The organism is Mucilaginibacter roseus (assembly GCF_021215455.1).
Lineage (GTDB): Bacteria > Bacteroidota > Bacteroidia > Sphingobacteriales > Sphingobacteriaceae > Mucilaginibacter > Mucilaginibacter roseus.
The window spans coordinates 840668-861590 of record NZ_JAJPWV010000003.1; the positions used below are offsets into that span (position 1 = coordinate 840668).

At 43.3% G+C, this 20923-nt stretch carries 14 protein-coding genes and 1 tRNA gene; 12 read left to right on the forward strand and 3 right to left on the reverse strand.

Annotated features, from left to right (window positions below):
• The first annotated feature begins 22 nt into the window (after positions 1-22).
• On the forward strand, positions 23-3130 hold the full coding sequence (locus LT679_RS13015) for a SusC/RagA family TonB-linked outer membrane protein (RefSeq protein WP_232178029.1): 3108 nt from the start codon (positions 23-25) through the stop codon (positions 3128-3130).
• Positions 3131-3149: 19 nt separating this feature from the next.
• A complete protein-coding gene (locus LT679_RS13020) occupies positions 3150-4850 on the forward strand; it encodes a SusD/RagB family nutrient-binding outer membrane lipoprotein (RefSeq protein ID WP_232178030.1) in 1701 nt (566 codons plus the stop codon).
• On the opposite strand, the gene LT679_RS13025 is transcribed toward LT679_RS13020, so the two are convergent.
• Complete coding sequence (locus tag LT679_RS13025; RefSeq protein ID WP_232178031.1) at positions 4847-5074, reverse strand: hypothetical protein; 228 nt, start codon at positions 5072-5074, stop codon at positions 4847-4849. The two genes, LT679_RS13020 and LT679_RS13025, sit on opposite strands and share 4 nt — an antisense overlap.
• A gap of 4 nt (positions 5075-5078) precedes the next feature.
• Between LT679_RS13025 and LT679_RS13030 the strand changes: the two genes are divergently transcribed.
• Entirely contained in the window at positions 5079-5858 is a 780-nt protein-coding gene (locus tag LT679_RS13030; protein WP_232178032.1) for a DUF1735 domain-containing protein, read from the forward strand.
• 60 nt (positions 5859-5918) lie between these two features.
• Here the strand turns inward: LT679_RS13030 and LT679_RS13035 are convergent, their stop codons facing one another.
• Both LT679_RS13035 and LT679_RS13040 read right to left on the reverse strand, forming a co-directional pair.
• Positions 5919-6326 carry a DoxX family protein gene (locus LT679_RS13035; RefSeq protein WP_232178033.1) on the reverse strand — a complete coding sequence of 136 codons (408 nt, stop codon included), beginning with the start codon at positions 6324-6326 and terminating at the stop codon, positions 5919-5921.
• A 49-nt stretch (positions 6327-6375) separates the two neighbouring features.
• Positions 6376-7278 carry a S66 peptidase family protein gene (locus LT679_RS13040; RefSeq protein ID WP_232178034.1) on the reverse strand — a complete coding sequence of 301 codons (903 nt, stop codon included), beginning with the start codon at positions 7276-7278 and terminating at the stop codon, positions 6376-6378.
• Between the two features lie 41 nt (positions 7279-7319).
• On the opposite strand from LT679_RS13040, the gene metG reads away from it, so the two are divergent.
• The 9 genes from metG (at position 7320) to LT679_RS13085 (ending at position 20918) form a co-directional block, all read left to right on the forward strand.
• The gene (metG, locus tag LT679_RS13045; protein WP_232178035.1) at positions 7320-9392 is read left to right on the forward strand and encodes a methionine--tRNA ligase; all 2073 of its coding nucleotides are present in this window, start codon (positions 7320-7322) and stop codon (positions 9390-9392) included.
• A 172-nt stretch (positions 9393-9564) separates the two neighbouring features.
• A tRNA-Arg gene (locus tag LT679_RS13050) sits at positions 9565-9636 on the forward strand.
• 648 nt (positions 9637-10284) lie between these two features.
• Complete coding sequence (locus tag LT679_RS13055) at positions 10285-11520, forward strand: alkaline phosphatase family protein (RefSeq protein WP_232178036.1); 1236 nt, start codon at positions 10285-10287, stop codon at positions 11518-11520.
• Between the two features lie 140 nt (positions 11521-11660).
• A complete protein-coding gene (locus LT679_RS13060) occupies positions 11661-12251 on the forward strand; it encodes an RNA polymerase sigma-70 factor (protein WP_232178037.1) in 591 nt (196 codons plus the stop codon).
• 69 nt (positions 12252-12320) lie between these two features.
• The gene (locus tag LT679_RS13065) at positions 12321-13283 is read left to right on the forward strand and encodes a FecR family protein (protein WP_232178038.1); all 963 of its coding nucleotides are present in this window, start codon (positions 12321-12323) and stop codon (positions 13281-13283) included.
• A 302-nt stretch (positions 13284-13585) separates the two neighbouring features.
• Entirely contained in the window at positions 13586-16891 is a 3306-nt protein-coding gene (locus LT679_RS13070) for a TonB-dependent receptor (protein ID WP_232178039.1), read from the forward strand.
• A 10-nt stretch (positions 16892-16901) separates the two neighbouring features.
• Entirely contained in the window at positions 16902-18524 is a 1623-nt protein-coding gene (locus tag LT679_RS13075; protein ID WP_232178040.1) for a RagB/SusD family nutrient uptake outer membrane protein, read from the forward strand.
• A 40-nt stretch (positions 18525-18564) separates the two neighbouring features.
• Complete coding sequence (locus LT679_RS13080) at positions 18565-19689, forward strand: SusE domain-containing protein (RefSeq protein WP_232178041.1); 1125 nt, start codon at positions 18565-18567, stop codon at positions 19687-19689.
• A 68-nt stretch (positions 19690-19757) separates the two neighbouring features.
• The gene (locus LT679_RS13085; RefSeq protein ID WP_232178042.1) at positions 19758-20918 is read left to right on the forward strand and encodes a glycoside hydrolase family 76 protein; all 1161 of its coding nucleotides are present in this window, start codon (positions 19758-19760) and stop codon (positions 20916-20918) included.
• Positions 20919-20923: the final 5 nt, after the last annotated feature.

A 20923-nucleotide genomic window follows, 5' to 3' on the forward strand; every position in this document is an offset into this window, starting at 1 on the left:
ACTGATCTTATTTATTAACGAAATGAAAAAACTTCTACTCGTAAGTTTGTGCTTTCTGTTGTTATGCGTAACGCAGACATTTGCGCAAAATCGGACAGTTACCGGTACTGTTACTTCAAAGGACGACGGCCTTCCGTTGCCCGGAGTAAGTGTAACCGTATCGGGAACTACAATTGGTACGCAAACAAATGCGGCAGGTAAATTCTCCATCTCTGTGCCCGCAAATGCAAAATCGCTACGTTTTTCTTTTATCGGCTTTGAAAGCCAGGATGCATCAATCGGAACACGTACTGACGTTTCTGTATCCCTGTCGTCAAGCTCAAACCAGCTTAATGAGGTGGTTGTTGCAGCTGCCGGTCTTCAGGTACAAAAAAGTACGCAAGGTTACGCAACCACTCAGCTGAAGAGCCAGGCCATCACTCAAGGTAAAACCCCAAGTGTTGCCGCGGCCCTTTCTGGTAAAGTTGCAGGTTTGCAAGTTAACGTTGTAAGCAGCGGTGTTAACCCTAACGTACGTATCGTACTTCGTGGTAACCGTTCATTACTTGGTAACAACCAGGCCCTGATCGTGTTGGATAACATCATTGTTCCAAATGCGGTATTAAACAGCTTAAACCCAGAGGATATCGAAGACATCCAGGTGTTGAATGGTGCTTCTGGTGCTGCTCTTTATGGTTCGGACGCGTCAAACGGTGCGATCCTGATCACAACCAAAAAAGGTAAAAAAGGATCAACATCAATCCGCTTTTCAAACACAACCAGTTTAGAGCAGGTTAGTTACTTCCCGAAAGTTCAAAACCAGTTTGGTTCAGGTTCTGCGTCAGGTATCCAACAATATACGCCTTACGAAAACCAACAATACGGACCTGCGTTTGACGGTTCATTAAAACCAGTGGGCCGTGTGCTTGAAGATGGTTCTCAACAAATACTTCCTTACGCAGCAACAAACTCAAAAAATGATTTTTGGGAAACAGGTGTAGCTAACCAGTCAGACTTCACTTTACAAACAGGTGATGACAAGTCAACAACTTATTTTTCAGGTCAGTACTTTACTCAAAAAGGTACAACTCCTGGTGACAGGTACAACCGTGTGTCATTGCGTTTGAACGGTACCCGTGATATCGGTAGCAACGTTTCGTTAGACTACTCTGCTAACTATGTTCAAAACCGTTTGGATGTAACCAGCGCGACCGGTACAATTTATGACAACTTATTAAACCAGCCTGATAACATCCGTATTACTGATTATAAAGATTGGCGCAATAATAAATTTGCTAACCCTAACGGTTTTTACAACGATTATTACGATAACCCTTATTACAGGGCTGCTAACAGCCGTGCCAAAACCCGTCAGGATTATTTAATTGGTAAAGCTGAGTTAAAGTGGCGCCCTATTGATGTATTAACGTTTGTAGGCCGTGTGGGTATTTCAACATACAATACATCATATAAGAGCACTGTTAACAAATTTGTGTTTACCCCTTATACAATTGCAAGCGGTAAATTCAATGGCGCTAACAATATTCCAGGTAGTGTTGAAGACGGTAGTTCATACACCACTCAATTGTTATCAGAGTTTCAAGGTACTTTTGAAAAAACCTATGGCGATTTCAAGGTGTCATTTACTGCCGGTACTCAGCTTCGTGGGAATAACGACAATTCTCAAACAATCAATGCCAGTGGTTTAATACAAGAGGATTTATTTAACGTTGGCGCTCGCTACACCGCTAATACAGGTGGAGGCCAAAGTTCTGCTACAAGAAGGCAAATGGGTGTTTACGGTGATTTACGTGTAACTTATAAAGATTATTTAACTTTAGAAGGTACGGGCCGTAACGACTGGACTTCAGTTTTAGCAAGAGATAACCGCTCTTTCTTCTATCCGTCATTAAGTGCTTCATTCGTGCCAACAATGGCTTTTGAATCACTAAAAGATAATGACATGGTTAACAGCTTAAAAATCCGTGCTTCATTATCAAAAGTAGGTCAGGCTAACATCGATGCTTATGCTAATGTTCCAACTTACAGCCAAGCTGCAGGTTATCCATTCAGCACAGGCCCAGGTTACATCCTGAGCAGCCGTTTAGTATCATCTTCACTACGTCCGGAGATCACTAAAGGTTGGGAAGCTGGTTTTGATGGTTTGTTCTTTAACGAACGTGTAAGCGCAAGCTTAACATACTACAAAACAAATACTACTAACCAAACAGTTCCTACAGGCGTATCAAACGCAACCGGCTTTACCTCTTACTTAACTAATACGGGTAACGTATTAAACAAAGGTTTGGAAAGTACTTTAAGCGTTATAGCATACAAGAATACTGATTGGCAATTAACATTAGGCGGTAACTACACCTATCAAATAAACAAGGTTGTTGAAATCAGCTCTGACCTTAACCAGGTTGCTTTGAGCACTGGCGCTTCTGCGCAGGTGTATGCTATTACCGGATTGCCTTACCCAGTACTACAGGGTACCGATTATCTTCGTGATGACCAAGGCCGAGTAGTGATTAACAGAGCCACCGGTTATCCGATTGCTAATGCTGCTCAAACTATATTAGGTAACACCAGCCCTAAACATCGTGTTGGCGTGAATATGGAGGTTAAATACAAAAGCTTCAGATTATTTGCATTGGCTGAATACCGTGGTGGTTTCGTAGTATACAACAGTGGTGCCGGTACTTACGATTTCTCTGGTTCAGGTATCAGAACAGCATACTATAACCGTGAGCGTTTCGTGTTCCCTAACTCATCTTATTTTGATGAAGCTACTAACTCTTACGTTCCTAACACAAACATCACCGTGTCAGACGGTGGCGCAGGGTTCTTTGCTGATAACAACTATAACATGAACATCGCTACCAACTATATTTACAGCGGTGCATCATGGAAGTTGCGTGAGGTGTCTTTGTCATATGATTTACCAAAATCGATTTTAGGTAACCAAAAATATGTTAAAGGTGTAACCATCAGCGCACAAGGTCGTAACCTGTTCCTGTGGGTTCCAAAATCAAACCTTTACACCGACCCTGAGTTTAACTTCACAGATGGTAACGCTATTGGTATCCAATCATTAAGCCAAACCCCTCCAACCCGTTACTTTGGTGCAACCCTATCAGTAACATTATAATTAAAAAGAGAAAAAGACAATGAAAAGGATAAAATTTTTAAATATGATACTTTTAGGGGGGGCCTTATTAGCAACCACCTCTTGTAACAAGTATCTGGATGTAAACGATAATCCGAATAACCCAGTTGATGTTAGTCCGGACTTGATCCTGCCAGCAGCACTTGCACAAACAGCGGCAAACAACGTAACATTTAATAGCTATGGAGCTTGGGCTGGTGGTTACCAGGCAAATGCAGGTGGCTATGGTGGTTTTGGTTCAGTATTGACTTATAACTATGCAACCAGTGATAACAATGGTTTGTGGTCATCTACCTATAGCAACCTTAACAGTTATCAAACTATCATCAATAAAACTGATGCAACCGGCCCGTATAAGAACTATAACGCAATAGCAAAAATAATGAAAGCTTTTTGCTACCTGCGTTTGATCGATGTTTACAATGATGTGCCTTATACTGACGCCTTGAAAGGAGTTGAAAACCTTACTCCTAAATATGATAAGGCAGAAGATATATACGTTGCTTTATTTGGTGAATTGAATGCTGCAATAGCGTCATTAGCAATAGCTAACAATTCTCAAACAACTATCTCTACTGCAACCAGCGCTAACAGCCAACGTATTGATATTATCACGTCTGGTCAAAGCGGCGGCGGTGAGTGGGAAGCTAACGGTTTTCCTACGGCTAAATGGACTGCTTTTGCAAATACTTTAAAGCTTAAAATGTTAGTACGTATTCGCGAAGTTGGAAGTCTTTCGTCAACTTTCAATACCGAAAAGGCAAAGCTTGCAAGCGCCGCTTTTGTTACTTATGATGTAAAAGCCCAACCGGGATATGCATCAGGCCAGGACGGTAAACAAAATCCGTCATTTAACGCTTATGCTTATACTTACACAGGCGGATCAGCGCAATTAACTACAATCCCTACTTTCTTCGCTGTCGGTTTTTACGATGGTCATAAATTGGAGGATGATGTTAGAGGCTTAGGTTTGTACGATCCTGTTGTAACCTACAGAAACTATACAACCGCCAATCAATTAGGTGTAGTTGATGCTGATGTACCTGGTTCTGCAACAGGCGGCCAATTCTTTACAGGAAACAGTAACGGTGCCGCATCGGCAGGTTATGGTACTATTAAGGGAGCGCAAATGGCTCAACCTTTAATGTTAGCTGCTGAGAGTTATTTTATTCAGGCTGAAGCTAAATTGTTCGGAATTATTTCATCAGGCTTAACTGAAGATGAGTTATTTGCCCGCGGAATCCGTGCTTCACAACGTTATTTGTTAACAGATCAAAACGAAGCATTGCAGCCTGATTATGCCGCAGAACCTGATGCCGCTGAAGGCAACGGAGCGGGACAAGAGTCTTATGATTACTATGTTGAGCAAAATGCCGGTGCTTCTAAGCCTTATTTGGTTGATTTGGGCGTGGCTACTACTACTGCACAGAAACTTGAAGCCATTGTTACGCAAAAATGGATAGCTGTTAATTACATTCATAGTAATGAAGGCTGGTCTGATTACAGAAGAACAGGTTATCCGGTTACAAGCCCAGGCGGCAATGAATATAACAACTTTGCTTCAGTTCAGTCAGTGTCTACTCGTCAGGATAAATTGCCTGTTCGCGTATTGTACCCGGCATCTGAATATGCACTTAACGCTCAGAATGTTCCTGCAGGTATTAATCCGTTTACGTCTCGTGTGTTTTACGATTTAAATTAATATCTATTTAAATTTAAAAAAATGAAAAAGTATTTAAGCATATTATTATTCACTGCTGCCGTTACAAGCTTAACATCTTGTTTAAAGGATGACAGGCCTAACTTAACTCCTACAAATTCTCCAGCAGTTGTTGAGTTTTCTTCATCAACTCTTGAGTTGCCCAGCTCATCAGTAGGTACAAAATATGCTCTGTATGAAAGAGCATATGAATTGGATCCAAACATTGAAATGCCCTACGTAATTAATTACGCAGGTGGTTCAGCGGCTCCAAAGGATATTAAAATTAAACTGGGAATTAAGCCTGAGGCTATTGACGAGTATGTTGCAGAACAAGCCGAAGACGGTATTACGTTAGATTACTCGTTATTACCAAGTGCATTTTATTCGATACCTGCCGAGGTTACCATTCCGAAAGGGCAGCGCATGGTTAAAATCAATGTAAAATTGAATACTACATTGATAACAGATTTTGATGCGCAATATGTACTCCCTATCAGTATTACTGATGCCGATGGTACAACTATTAGTGGCAATTACGGTACCATTTTAACTAAGGTAAGTGTGAAAAACAAGTATGATGGAAATTATACAGTTACCGCTACCGCGCCAATGGTTGATGCCACCAACCCTGGTTTGACCGGTTATTACCCATTAGATTCGGATTTGATTACTACCTCACCAAACTCAGTAGTAATGTTCTGTAACACATATCTTGGTGGTTTGCAAGGTCACCCTATTAAAAGTGGTACAGCAAACTCATATTATGGTAACTTTGCTCCAATCTTCACAATGGATGATAATGGTAACGTAACAAGTGTTACTAACTTCTACGGTCAAGGTAGCAATTCAAGTAATCGTGCTGCAAGGCTTGACCCATCAGGTGTTAATAAGTTTACTGTTTCAGTAGATGGTACTACCAAAACGCTTGACGTAAGTTATATTATGGTTCAAGGCGGTGCTGACAGAACATTTTTCCATGAAAAATGGACATTTGAAGGAAGTCGTTAATTCTGCAATTATCTAAAACGAAAAAGCCGCTTAATAGCGGCTTTTTTGTTTTGATTGAACTTATCGTTTATCAATACTATACTTCCCTGGGCCAATAAATATCAACCCTGCAAATACAAAACCCAATTCAATAGCGTGCGACGCTTCCATTAATCCATCGCCCTTACCCAGGTGCATGGCTGAAGCCACAATCATATTAAGCGTTAAAAATATCGCTGCGGGCCTAAACCATAATCCAAGTAAAATCAATACGCCACCTGCCGCTTCGGCTAACGCTGCCATCAGTCCCCAAAATGTCGGAGCAAAATTAAGTCCTACAAACTTGGCGGATGCGCCTAATTGCGTCCAGCCATCAGGCCCGCCTATAAGCTTCGGGTAACCGTGAAAAATCATCATGGCGCCAAGGCCAATTCGTAATACTAATAAACCGGCATCTTTATACTGCCCAAGGTTGCTTAAAACTGCCATAAGTTTTTATTTGATTGATCGGAAATTATACAACGATAAACAGTTACGTTTATATATAGTTTGCTTTCACTTGCTGATTATCAACGACTAAGTGTAGTGCTGCGCCGTGAATTATGCTGTGGTTATTAGGAATGTGGCCCGCCGGAAAATCAAAGCAAGCCGGGTAGCCATAACCTTTTACCACATCCAGCACAATTTCTTCTACAGTTTGGCCAAAAGGAATATCGTTGTCCTTCAAATCTGTAAACCCACCTACTATCAGGCCCGCCAAGTTTTTAAGTTTTCCTGCGCGGTCAAGTGTACGTATTAGGCGGTCTATCGAGTATAGATATTCACCTACATCTTCAATAAACAGGATTTTACCAGTATAATCAAAGTCGGATACTGAGCCGAGGCTACACACCAGCAAGGTAAGATTGCCGCCAACTATTGTTCCTGTAGCTTCTCCGCTGATATTGTAGTGGCCCGGTGAAGTGTACTCATAGATAAAAGGCTCACCGAACAACGCCTTGTAAAGCGTTTGTGTGGATTGTGCCGATGCGTCGGGAATGTTTACCGGCATTTGCCCGTGTATGCTCTGTAATTGGTATTTGCCGTACAGGTGGCTATGCAGCAAGGTAATATCGCTAAAGCCTAAAACCCATTTAGGGTTAGTAGCTAACCGATCGAAATTTACATGGTCAATAATTCGGATGGTACCATAACCGCCACGGGCGGCAATGATGGCTTTTACGCTGTCATCATCAACAAAGCGCTGCATATCCTTTGCCCGCAAAGCGTCATCGCCGGAGAATTGGTGGAACGATGCCTTAACCGTTTCGCCCAAAATAACCTCAAGCCCCCATGATTGCAGCAGGTTTATGGCATCCGTCATGGGTTTGGGCAGTTTTTTGGCTGGGCAGGTGATCGCAATCTTGTCACCTTTTTTAAGATATGGGGGAGTTATGCTCATATTGAATTATCTTTGCCAAATTATAAATAACGCAGTACATAATGTCACAACTCGATAAATTTAAACGATATACCATAACATCAGCATTACCCTATGCTAATGGGCCTTTGCACATCGGGCACCTGGCAGGGGCTTATTTACCTGCTGATATTTTTGTGCGTTACCTGCGCCTTAAAAAGCGGGATGTGGTTTACATATGCGGATCTGACGAACATGGCGCCGCTATCACCATAAAAGCTAAAAAAGAAGGTACCACGCCGCAGGCTATCATTGATAAATATCACCATCAGATAAAAGATAGCTTTGAAAAATTCGGTATCTCTTTCGATATATATCACCGTACTTCATCGCCTATCCATCATGATCTTTCAAAGGAATTCTTTTTGAATTTGTATGAGAAGGGCGAGTTTGAAGAGAAGTTTTCTGAACAATATTTTGACGAGGAGTACCAGCAGTTTCTGGCCGACCGTTACATTGTAGGTACCTGCCCTAACTGCCATAATGAAAATGCATATGGCGATCAGTGCGAAAAATGTGGTACATCACTTAACCCTACCGACCTGATTAACCCGGTATCAACCCTGAGCGGAAAAACGCCTGTTTTGAAACCAACCAAGCACTGGTATTTACCTTTGGATAAGTATCAGCCATGGCTGGAAAAATGGATTGACGAGAAGGAAGGGGAGTGGAAGGTAAACGTATTCGGCCAGTGCAAATCGTGGCTAAAATCGGGCCTGCAACCCCGCTCTATGACTCGTGATCTGGATTGGGGTATTGACGTGCCTTTAGAAGAAGCAAAGGGCAAAAAGCTATACGTTTGGCTGGATGCGCCGATAGGTTATGTATCGGCCACCAAACAATGGGCCATTGATAATAACAAGGATTGGCAATTGTACTGGAAAAAGCAGCAGAACACGGAGGACGATACCTGCCTCATACATTTTATCGGTAAGGATAATATTGTTTTCCATTGCATCATCTTCCCATCGGTATTGCACGCGCATGGCGAATATGTGCTGCCGTATAATGTACCGGCCAATGAGTTTTTGAACCTGGAGGGCGATAAGCTATCGACCTCGCGTAATCATGCGGTTTGGCTGCATGAGTATTTGGAGGAATTCCCGAATAAGCAGGATGAACTACGTTACGTACTCACCTCCATATTGCCCGAAACCAGCGACAGTGAATTTACCTGGAAAGATTACCAGGCACGTGTTAACAACGAGTTGGTGGCCATTTTGGGTAACTACATTAACCGGGTGATGATACTGATGCACAAGTTTTACGAGGGTAAGATAGAAACGTCCGGCCCGTCTCTTGAGTTAACAGACGCTGCTTTAAATGAAGAGATAGGCAAAGGCTACGATGAGTTGGCCAAAGCATTGGAAGAGTTTAAATTCCGCCAGGGCTTACAGTCGGTTATTGATATGGCACGCCTGGGTAACCGTTACCTGACCGAGAAAGAGCCTTGGAAAACCATTAAAACTGAGCCTGAATCGGCTAAGGAGGCCTTACATAACAGCTTGGTGCTGATAGGTCATTTAGCTACCTGCCTGCAAGTGTTTTTACCGGCGACAGCCAAAAGGATATTCCACATGCTGAACTGGCCGGTTGATACAATAGGCTTTGAAGAAGAACTATCATTTCTAAATGAGCATCAGTTGAACAAGCCGGAGTTATTGTTTGAAAAGATAGAGGACGAAGTGATAGAAAAGCAATTGCAAAAGCTACAGGCGCAAAAAGCAGCCGCTACACAAGTAGTAGAAGCTGTAGTCGCCCCGGCAAAAGAAAATATCAGCTTTGAGCAATTTGCCGGGCTGGATATTCGCACCGGTACCATTTTAGCTGCCGAAAAAGTTGCTAAGACCAAAAAGCTGCTTAAACTGACCATTGATACGGGAATAGATCAGCGTACGGTGGTATCAGGCATTGCCGAGTGTTATGAACCTGAAGCTGTTGTAGGCGCGAAGGTGAGCATACTGGTAAACCTTGAACCGCGGGATATTAAAGGCATTACCTCGCAAGGCATGATATTGATGGCCGAAAATGCAGAGGGTAAACTAAGCTTTGTTGCTCCGGCTGATGAAATGCCTGACGGATCGATAATACGATAAAATGAGATGCAAGCATAAGGGATAAAAAACGGGGAGTGGCGTTTCGAGAACGGCTCTGTCAAACTGGACGAATACTTTTATAAGTTGTTAAGCGATAAATGTGCGGCAAATAATTACGCGGTGCGATTGCCATCGTCAGCTAAATTTTGCAAATTTGCTGCTCAAAATATCCGGCCCTGTAGTTCAACGGATAGAATAGAAGTTTCCTAAACTTTAGATATGGGTTCGATTCCCGTCGGGGCTACACTGAATGCTGAACGTCTGTTGGATGTTCGGCATTTTTTATTTTAAGAGCCGAAATAGATCTCATTTAGAAACCAACCTTATTTAAGATTATAACTATGAAATATTTAATAGCTGTATTCTACAGATACTAAAATAACGGAAGTACTCGAACAATAGCTTACGGGATGGCACTAATGGTTGTTATTGCGCTGCTAACGTTAAACATAGCGAGTTTGTTAATAATATTTTATGGTGATATTGGCTTTTTAAATTTGCTTCCAACACAAAAAGGGAAAGTTTTTTTGATAAGCTTTTCTTATCTAATTATATCAAGCCTTTTGCTTAGGATATTCTATCCTCCACGATCTATCACCAGTTACATCGCTAATCATAATTCCGGTAATAAAGGGTGGTTAGCGGTTCTTTTTATTGTAGCAACTATACTCTTATTTTCTATTTTGTGCGCTTCACGATAGATAATTGTTGATGCCTTTCAGTCTTGCAAAAATTATAGCACGTATTTATTAATAAGCAATTCACGTCAGTTTAATATTATCCATGTTGTTTTACCGCTGATTACTTGTGCCTCGGCGTCAATGTATCAGTAATCTTAATTTTATCTCAATTAGCAAGTATATTTATTATAACATTGCCAGATTTATTAAACATGAAAAAAATTATAGCCATTGCGGCACTTGTTTTCGTTGCAGGCATGGCCTCCGCGCAAAAAAAGAAAGCTATTTTTATAATTATTGACGGTGTATCAAAGGATGTAATTGAAGAGGTGGAAACACCTAACCTGCATGCCATAGCTAAAGAGGGTACACTGCTGAGCGCTTACCAGGGCGGTGAAAAAGGTCAGTTTAACCAAACGCCAACTATCTCGGCCCCCGGCTACACCAATGTGCTTACCGGTGTGTGGTTTCATAAGCATAACGTGCCTGATAATGACATCAAGGCGCCAAACTATCATTACCCAACCATCTTTAGGTTTTTTAAAGATCAGTATCCGGCTAAAAAAACTGCCGTTTTTTCGAGCTGGCAGGATAACCGTACTAAGCTGGTAGGCGAGGGATTGCCGCAAACCGGCAACATCAAGCTTGACCATCATTTTGATGGCTTGGAGCTTGATACTTTAAAGTATCCACACGATAAGGGGCGAAAATTCATGGCCGATATTGACCAGGCCGTTGTTGATGATGCGGTAAAAACCATTAACCGGGATGCGCCGGACCTGTCATGGGTTTATCTGGAGTATACAGATGATATGGGCCACATGTATGGCGACAGTGAACAATTTTATGATGCCGTTCGAGCGGCCGATCGCCGTGTAGGGCAGCTATGGGAAGCCATTAAACAGCGTAAGGCTAAATACAAGGAGGATTGGCTGATTGTAGTAACTACCGACCATGGCCGTGATCCTAAAACAGGCCGGGGGCATGGCGGCCAAACTGACCGCGAGCGTGCATCATGGATAGCTACAAACGCGCAACCGCTTAACAGCTATGCAAGGCAAGCAAATCAGGTTGCCGTGGTTGATATATTGCCTACCATTGCCCGTTTTGTAAACATCAAACTATCGGCCGATCAGCAGCGCGAGCTGGACGGTGTTCCGCTTATAGGCAAAGTGTCATTATCGCAGCCGCAGGCTGTTAAAGCGGATAGCAAGATCAACCTGACCTGGACTGCTCAAAACAGCGAAGGTAAAGTAAAAGTATGGCTGGCCACTACCAACAATTTTAAGCAAACCGGTAAAGCCGATGCTTATAAGTTAGTTGGTGAAGTGCCTGTAAGTGATGGTAAATTTGTTATCGATCTTACTAAAGTAGCATCGTCAAATATTTATAAAGTAGTACTTGAGGGACAGTATAACACCGTTAACCGTTGGGTAGTCAATAAATAAATAACAGTCAATCTGTATCTCGTTCTTTTAAGATAAATCCATCAGGTTTATTACTTGCAATTAAATTAAAATTTTAGGTAGCTTTATGCCCTCTGTTTTAATTTACCAATTAGCAAAGCCGCTTTGCAAGTTTTTAAACCATGCACCAAGCAACGCAACATCAGTTATGGCCCGATGAAAAGTTGTTAGAGTTAATTAAACTCGATGACAGGGGTGCGTTTGAAATGTTGTATAACCGTTACTCGGCCAAGGTGTTTCATGTTGCGTATGCCCTTTTCAGGGATAAATATGTGTGTGAAGACCTGGTGCAGGAGTTATTTACAGACTTGTGGTTTAAACGCCATGCTTTACAAATAAACAGTTTGCCGGGCTACCTTAAGGTTGCTATAAAAAACCGGGTGCTGGTGTACATACGCACACAAAAAGCTACTATTGATATTGATACCATTGACCGCATAATGGAACAATACAGTGCCGATAGTAAGTTGGTGCAAAATGATATTGCCCGCCTGCTTAACGAAGGCATTGCCGCACTGCCCGAAAAATGCCGCCAGATATTTTTGCTGAGCCGCAAAGAATATCTCACCAATAAGGAAATAGCCGAGCGGCTGAACATTTCGGTAAAAACGGTTGAAAACCAAATGACTATTGCGTTGCGTTACCTGCGCACCGGTCTTACCGATTATCTGCCGGTGGCTGTTCTGGCACTGCTTATTCAGAGTAAAATTTAACGATCGAATTTTTTTTTCATTCGGCTTAGGGGGTAGATGCTTTTTTTGCATCCTGCTTATGTAAACCCAATGAGAAGATTTAATAAACCTAATGAACCCGGAAGGGTAAATGACGGCCGTTTGCAGGAAAAACTGGTAGAGAAGTATTTTCAAAACCTTGATCTTGACAATGTACAGGCCGGCGCGCACGATGCTGAATTTGACGGCAAAGGGGTTTACAATAAAATACTCAACACTATAGATGCGGAATATGAAATGCCAAAGCGCCGTTCGTACACCGGTTGGCTGGCAGCCGCATCAATCGTTGCTGTTTTTATCTCGCTTTCTTATTACTTCCGGTATGATATTTTGAATTATGTGTCGCCGGTGCATACCATGCAAGTTAGTGCAGAGCGTGGCAGCGTTACCAGCATTGTATTAGGCGATGGTACCAAAGTATGGCTTAACGGCGGTAGCCACATTAGCTATCCTGAAATATTCAGGGGTGAAAAACGTGAAGTCACCGTAACCGGCGAAGCTTTTTTTGATGTGGCGCATAATGCCAACCAGCCTTTTATTGTACATACGGGCAACATTACTACGCATGTATTGGGCACCAGCTTTAACATCAAGGCTTATAATGATGATCCGCTTTTGCACATTGATGTGGTAAGCGGTAAAGTAGGCGTAGTGCCCGCCGAAGGCAGCGCCTTGTCATTCAGTACCATTTACCTTACACCTGCACAAGGTATTACTTTCAATAAAAAAGATAATTCGATATCAAAAAATAGTGGTATTGATATAGCCAACCTTTCTGGATGGCGCGCAGGCAAGCTGATATTTAAAAATGCAGCACTGCCTGAAGTGATAAAAACATTGAACCGGGAATTTGAAGTAAGTATACGTGCCGATGCCAATTTAACCAACTGTAACATATCGGCCAATTTTACTAATGTGCCCATTAAGGATATTATGGCCGTTATTGCCCGCCTGGTAAAAGGTAAGGCTACATTAAGCGGTACGGTATATCATTTACAGGGCAAAGGCTGCTAAGTGCTAACCAATAAATTAAACTGTACATAACCAGTTGTAAACTTAAAAACTAAATTATGACAAAAGGATCTACTTAATTAAAATTAAAAACCCTGTTCAAACGGATTTGAACAGGGCAAAAATCAATGCAGGTTAATAAAAGTGAGTTTGCGTCAGAGCTGCAATTCGTAGCAAAACACTTTAGTTTCTAACACTTTAATTTTCTCAAAATTATGAATAAATCTCTGTTTTATAATGGAGTGATTCGTCATGTGCTAATTCTAATGAAAATTACCTCGCTTGTTTGTTTTGTTGTTTGCTTTATGTGCCTAACCGCCATTGCAGACAATACTTATGGGCAGCAATTTTTAGAATCGCGGGTAACGCTTAAACTAAACAACATTAAGCTTACCGACGCGCTCGAAAAAATTGCCGCCGATAATAACGTTCGTTTCGCGTATACCGATAATGTGCTAAAGCAAAGTTACCGGGTTACGTTTAACGTTCAAGGCAAAAGCGTGCGCGACGTATTAAGCCAGCTACTGGCCCCATTCAACCTAAGCTATAAAGTTATAGGTGATGTTATCGTGATCAGCGAGCCAACAGCTCAAACCATCACTTTTACCCGGCAGGAAGCCGCGGATAAGCAGGCAAAAATCAGTGGTAAAGTAACTGATGATACCGATTTCCCGCTACCTGGAGTAACCGTAAAGGTAAAAGGTACCACCATAGCAGCGGTAACCAATGCGCAGGGTGTATTCACCATTGACGCGCCTGAAGATGCCACCCTGGTATTTTCTTTTATTGGCTATACCCAACAGGAAGTGGCTGTTAATGGCCAGTCGACCATAAATGTAAAACTCGCTCCGGCACAAACTGCCCTTAACGAGGTTGTTGTTGTAGGCTACGGCACTCAAAAACGCTCAAGCGTAGTTGGCGCTATTGACCAGGTTACGTCTGAAGCAATTCAAGGCAAGCCTGCAGTAAGTGCCATACAAGCCTTACAGGGTACTTTGCCTAACTTAACCATCCAGCAAAAAAACCTGGAGCCGGGCCAAACGCCTAACATCAACATACGTGGTTTGGGTACGCTTAATAACAACTCGCCATTACTCGTAATTGATGGTATCATCAGCGAGGATGTTGGCGCAATTAACAATCTTAACCCATCAGACATTGAAACGGCTACCGTGTTGAAAGATGCGGGTAGTGCGGCTATCTACGGTTCGCGCTCTGCCAACGGTGTAATTTTAATCACCACCAAAAAAGGCAAAAAAGATAGTAAAGCAACCGTTGCTTATAACGGCTTGGTGGGTACACAGGTGCCGCGTATTACTTACAGGCCGGTACACTCGTATGAGAATGCTATTCTGCGTAACGAAGCAGCTGCTAATGCTAACCTACCAGCTGTTTATACACCAGCCCAGGTGCGCCAGTTTCAGCAGGAAGGTGACCATGAGTGGTTTCTGGATGCTATCCTGAAAAATGCTTTACAGCAAAATCATAACGTAAGCATTACCGGTGGTAACGCGTCAACAAGCTACCTGGTATCAGCCGGATTGCTTGATCAGCGCAGCAACCTGGTGGGTCCTGACTACGGCGCGCGACGTTATAACTATCGTATAAACCTGACTAACGAAATAGGCAGGTTAAAGCTGACCAGTATATTAACCTATGCCCGTACCGAGCGTAAAGAGCACTCGTATAGCACCGGTACGCTTATAGTTGATGCCGGACGTACTCCAACTTATTATGATATAAAGGACGCTCAAGGCAATTACCTGACTAACGACGTACTGTCGGAATTTAACCCGCTGGGTATATTGGAAAAAGGTGGTTACCGCAAGTTTGACGATGACGTAATTACCGCGAACATCAGCGCGGAGTTTGCTGTTACCAAGGATTTAAAAGTGCGTGGTGTGTTTGGCAGTAACCTGGGTAGCTACCATACTTTGGAGCGGGTACAACGTGTTAACTACTTGCCGAAAGGTGTATATGGCGCTGATGCGAATACGAATGATATAAGCTCGAAGAACCTGTTCCTGAATACCCAGTTTATAGCCGAATACAACAAGGTATTTGCAAAGAAACACACAGTTGGCGTATTGGCTGGCGTGGCTAATGAGTCGGTTACCAACAGGGGAACGGCTTTACGTTATAAATTAACCGACCCCGACCTGGGCACACCTATTGATGGCACCATTATAGACGAAGCTAACACCAACGGTACACTTGGCAACACCAACGAAAGCAGCCTTAACTCGCTGTTCGGCCGTGTATCTTATGATTATGATAACAAGTATTACGGTGAATTTAACTTCAGGATAGATGCATCATCAAAGTTTGCCAAGCAGAACCGTAATGCTTTCTTCCCATCAATATCGGCAGGTTATCGTATCAGCCAGGAAGATTTTATGGAAGACTATCGTGAGCGTTTTGGTGATTTGAAAATTCGTGGTTCATACGGTGTACTGGGTAACCAGAGTGTGGGTAACTACCAATACTTAACCACTTACTTTAACATCCCGAACAATTACGTGTTCAACAACCAGGCTACTTCAGGTACCGGCTTTAATATCGCTAACCCTGACATTCGCTGGGAGCGTGCTGCTTCATTTAACATTGGCTTTGAGGCTACTTTGTTTAAAAACGCCCTTAGTTTCTCGGCTGATTACTTTAACAAAACCACCCGCGATATCCTGATACCGCCTGCAGTACCCGGCGCATTCGGCTCAGGCTTACCATCGTTTAACGCAGGTGAGGTTAACAACAAGGGTTGGGAGTTTACAGCAACCTATCGTAAAAGCACCAAAAACTTTAAACACATGGTGAGCTTTAACATTGCTGACTCCAAAAACAAGGTATTATACTTTGAGGGTGGCCAGCAAATCTCAGGTTATGATGAGATGCAGGTGTTGCTTAAAGTTGGATTGCCGATAAACTCTTACGTAGGTTACAAACGCGATGGCTATTTCCAAAACCTTGATGAAGTTAACAGCGGGCCTAAGCCAACGGGTTTAAGTGTGTTGCCAGGCGATATCCGTTATGTAGACGTGAATAAAGATGGTGTAATTAACGAGAATGATTTACATGTTTTAGGCAATCCGCTGCCTCGTTATACTTTCGGTTTAACTTACGATATCAGCTACAAACAGTTTGATCTTAACTTGTTCTTTCAAGGCGTAGGCAAGCGCAGCATGTTTTTACGTGGAGAGCTGATAGAGCCGTTCCACTTTAATTACTCGCAGGTAATGTACCAGCACCAGCTGGATTACTGGACACCACAAAACCCTAATGCCGAGTTTCCGCGCCTTGCGGCAAACGGAAGCCAGTCAAACACCAACAATTTCCGCCGTGGCTCAGACCTGTACCTGTATAACGCCGCTTACGTTCGCTTAAAGAATGTGCAGTTTGGTTATACTTTACCCGGCAACATTGCCCAAAAAATAGGTATGAAAAAAGCTCGCGCTTATTTCTCAGGTCAAAACCTGCTAACCTTATCGGGTATCAAATTCGTCGATCCGGAATCTACCGAGTTTGATAACGGGCGTGGTGTTGGCGGTGCCAATAGTGGCCGTAGCTATCCACTGCCTGTTTACTATGGTTTAGGTATTGATTTAACTCTTTAATAGTACCAATATGAAAAGATCGCAACTAACAAAAACCGCATTTTTGATCATACTGGTAAGCGTATTATCAGCATGTAAAAAGCTCGACCTTGTGCCTACCAATAATTTCACCGATGCAAATTACTGGACCAGCGCAGCCAAGGCAAATAGCGTATTAAACACAGCGTATTCGCAATTAATGGGTGCCGATAGGTTCTTTTACAACGAGGGCCTGTCTGACAATGCCTTTAACGGCCGTGGCGATAACCAGGGTGCAGCCTCATTAGGCGCGGGTACCTACGATTCGTCATTACCGAGGCTTAAAAGCGAGTGGGGTGACCACTATGCCGGTATTAAAACCAGCAATATCCTGCTCGAAAATATCGACCGTATTGCCGGTATGGATGAAAATCTGAAAAACCGCATGAAGGCTGAAGCCCGTGTATTACGTGCATGGCAATATTTTTACCTCACTACCTGGTTTGGCGATGTGCCATTGTTTACCAAAGACCCAACGGTTGAAGAAACTAAAGTGGTAAGCCGTACACCAAAGGCGCAGGTGATAGATTTTATTTTGAAAGAGCTTGATGAATGTGCCGCTATACTGCCAGTTAACACCGCTTACCCGGCAGCAGATAAAGGGCGTTTAACCAAGGGTGCTGTTATCGCTTTAAAGGCACGTGTGCTGCTTTATCAAAATAACTGGGCTGGCGTGGTTACCGAATGTGAAAAGCTGATGAACAGCAATGCTAACGGTACTTACAGCTTGTTCCCATCATACGAGGGGTTGTTTTTGCCTGATAACGAATACAACAGCGAGGTTATCTATGACATCGGTTATGTAACCGGCGACAGGGAATACCAAACTTTTTACGATTTGGCGCCGCTGTCGGTGGGTGGCCGCTTGAATGCGCTTGCACCTACGCAGGAGTTGGTTGATAGCTACCTGATGCTTAACGGCCGCAGGATAAACGAGACAGGTTCAGGATATGATGAGAATGATCCATACAACAACCGCGATCCGCGTTTAACCAACACCGTGGTTTATCACCTGTATAACTGGAAACTGCCGAGCGGAAGCACTAAAGTAATATATACTAAGCCAGGTACTGATCCTGATGATAATGCGCCGGATGAGTACCGTTCGGGTAGTATATCATCCCCAACAGGTTATTATACCCGTAAATATTACGATCCAAAATCGCGTACCAACTTCCAAGCCGCGCTTAACCTGATCCTGATTCGTTACGCGGATGTATTGCTGATGTATGCTGAAGCCAAAACAGAGCTTAACCAGATGGATGCCTCTGTTTGGGACAAAACGATAAAACTGCTGCGCCAACGTGCAGGTTTTACCGCGCCGGCAGCCATCAACTTTAATGCATCAGCCAATCAGCGTGACGTTGTGCGTAATGAGCGCCGTACCGAGCTGGCTATGGAAGGCCTGCGCATTTTCGACATTCGTCGCTGGCGTATTGCTGAGGATGTGCTTAACGGTTGGGCGCATGGTGCCAAATTTGGCCCTGCCAATGTGGATAACGGCTACATCCGTGCTAATGAGCGCAGGTTTGATGCGAGCCGTAATTACCTGTGGCCTGTTCCGCTTGACGAGCGGCTGCTTAACCCTAACCTTGGACAAAACCCGGGCTGGTAACAATATTTAGTTTGAATATCAATTAAAAGGATCAATCAACATGAAAAAAAATATATTCTGCATAGTACTTGCAGGCATAGTAGCAACTATATTTTCGGGCTGTAAAAAGGATAAAGAACTCAGCCATACCAACGTAACCGCTGTACAGGCGCTGTATTTTCCGGAGAACGATAAATTTGTTAAGCTTGACGGAAATGGTACTGTAACCTTTGAATGGCAGCAAGCAAAAGCCGAAGATAATGGCTATGTGAGCTATGAGGTAGCATTCGCCAAGCAAGACGGTGATTTCGTTAACCCTATTTATTCCGTAGCATCTGGCCGCAATGGTTTTGATAACACGCTGGTAATGACTTTCTCTGACCTTAACCGCGTGGCAACGCTGGCGGGTATTAAACCTGCAGAAACAGGCAAGTTGAAATGGACAGTGATTGCCTCAAAGGGCATCAATACTAAAATACCTACCGTATCAAACGTAATTGAGGTGGAACGCCCTGACTCGTTTGTTACACCTAATGACTTGTTCATTACCGGTGCGGCTACCGAGGGCGGTGCGGATTTAGCTAACGCCAGGCATTTTAAAAACCTGGGTAACGGTAAGTTTGAAATCTTTACTAAACTGAAAGATGGTGAATATCAATTCGCATCAGATAATAAAGGTACGCCTTCATTATTCTCAATTAACGCTTCAGGTAAACTTGCCGAAAACGGCTCAACTGCTTTCGCAGGCGAGAAAGTGGTGCGCCTGGTACTTGACTTTGGTACACGTGAAGCACAAATGACTGAAATTACAGCTTTGGGCCTATGGTTTTCACCTGACGGCAAAATACTATTTGATCTGCCATACGTGGGTAATGGCACCTGGTTAGCTAATGACAAGCCGATAGTTTTCAAAACCGAAAACTGGGGAAAGGATGAGCGCTATAAATTCCGCTTTACGGTGAAAAATGCAGCCGGACAGTCAAGCACCGAGTATTATGGCAGCAAAAATAAAGACAACAACCGTCCGGATGCGTCTACCGCGGCTTCATATTACGAAATGGTACCGGTTGATAACTCTCAATATGATTACTCGTTCAAATTCACTTCTGGCGCTGATAATCATAACATAGATGTTAAGGTTGACTTTAGCGGTGCTACCTACACCCATTCAGTAACTGTAAAATAACCACTGATTTATCATCTATGAATGCCGGAACTGCCAAAGTCCGGCATTCATAAATAAGATACCGATTTATGAAACTGAATAAATTAACTATTATAAAGCTTGCCGCGGCGGCTGTGGTAGCGTTATCGCTGCCGGCCTGTAAGGATAAAGCTTTTCCGCTATACGGTTCCAACAACCAGCGCCCGGCGGTTACGTACAACTGGGCCTTAACGGCTGATACACTGCAGGAGAAATTATACAACAGCTTCCTGTCTGCAAACGGGCGCTATTTTGTGCAGAATGATGCCGGCAACTCAACCTTTCATTACTGGCCTAATGCCCACGCGCTTGATGTGCTGGTTGATGGCTACCTGCGTACCGACGACGATAAATATGTGCAGCGCATGAAAGCCCAACTGAACGGCATCAGGCAAACCAACGGTAATAGCCTCATCAATGATTATTATGATGATATGGAATGGCTGGCACTTTCCACATTGCGGGCATATGAGGCAACTGATGATGCCGATTACCTGGCCGCCGCCAACACGTTATGGACGGATATTAAAACCGGCCTAAACAATAATCAGGGTGGAGGTATTGCCTGGCGTAAAAATCAGCTCGATTACAAGAACACTCCGGCTAATGCTCCTGCTATTATTTTTGCTGCGCGCCTATCGCGTATAAACAATAACACGGCAGATCTGGAATTGGCCAAAACATTGTACACCTGGCTAAAAGGAAAGTTGGTTGACCCATCAACCGGTTTAGTGTGGGATGGTGTTAACGCCAATGGAGACGGGCAGATCAGCAAAAACCTGTACACGTATAACCAAGGTATATTTGTTGGCGCTGCGCTTGAACTTTATCATTCAACCAACGATGCCGCTTATTTGAGTGATGCGGTGCGCACGGCTAAAGCTGCGCTGATAAGCGGTGATATTACACCGGGTGGCATACTTAAAGGCGAAGGTCAGGGCGATGGGGGCTTGTTCAAGGGCATCCTGATCAGGTATTTTACCCTGTTAGCGCAGGAAGATGCCGTGGCAGCTATTGACAGGAATGAGCTTGTAAAATTCTTGAAACTAAATGCGGAAACCTTATATACAAACGGTATAGCAAGGCCTGCTCACACGGTTAGTCCGGATTGGACAAAGAAACCATCTGGCTCAACTGATTTGACTGTACAACTCAGTGGCATGATGCTGATTGAAGCAGCCGCAACTTTAAATGAGGCAAAGCTGTTTTAATATCA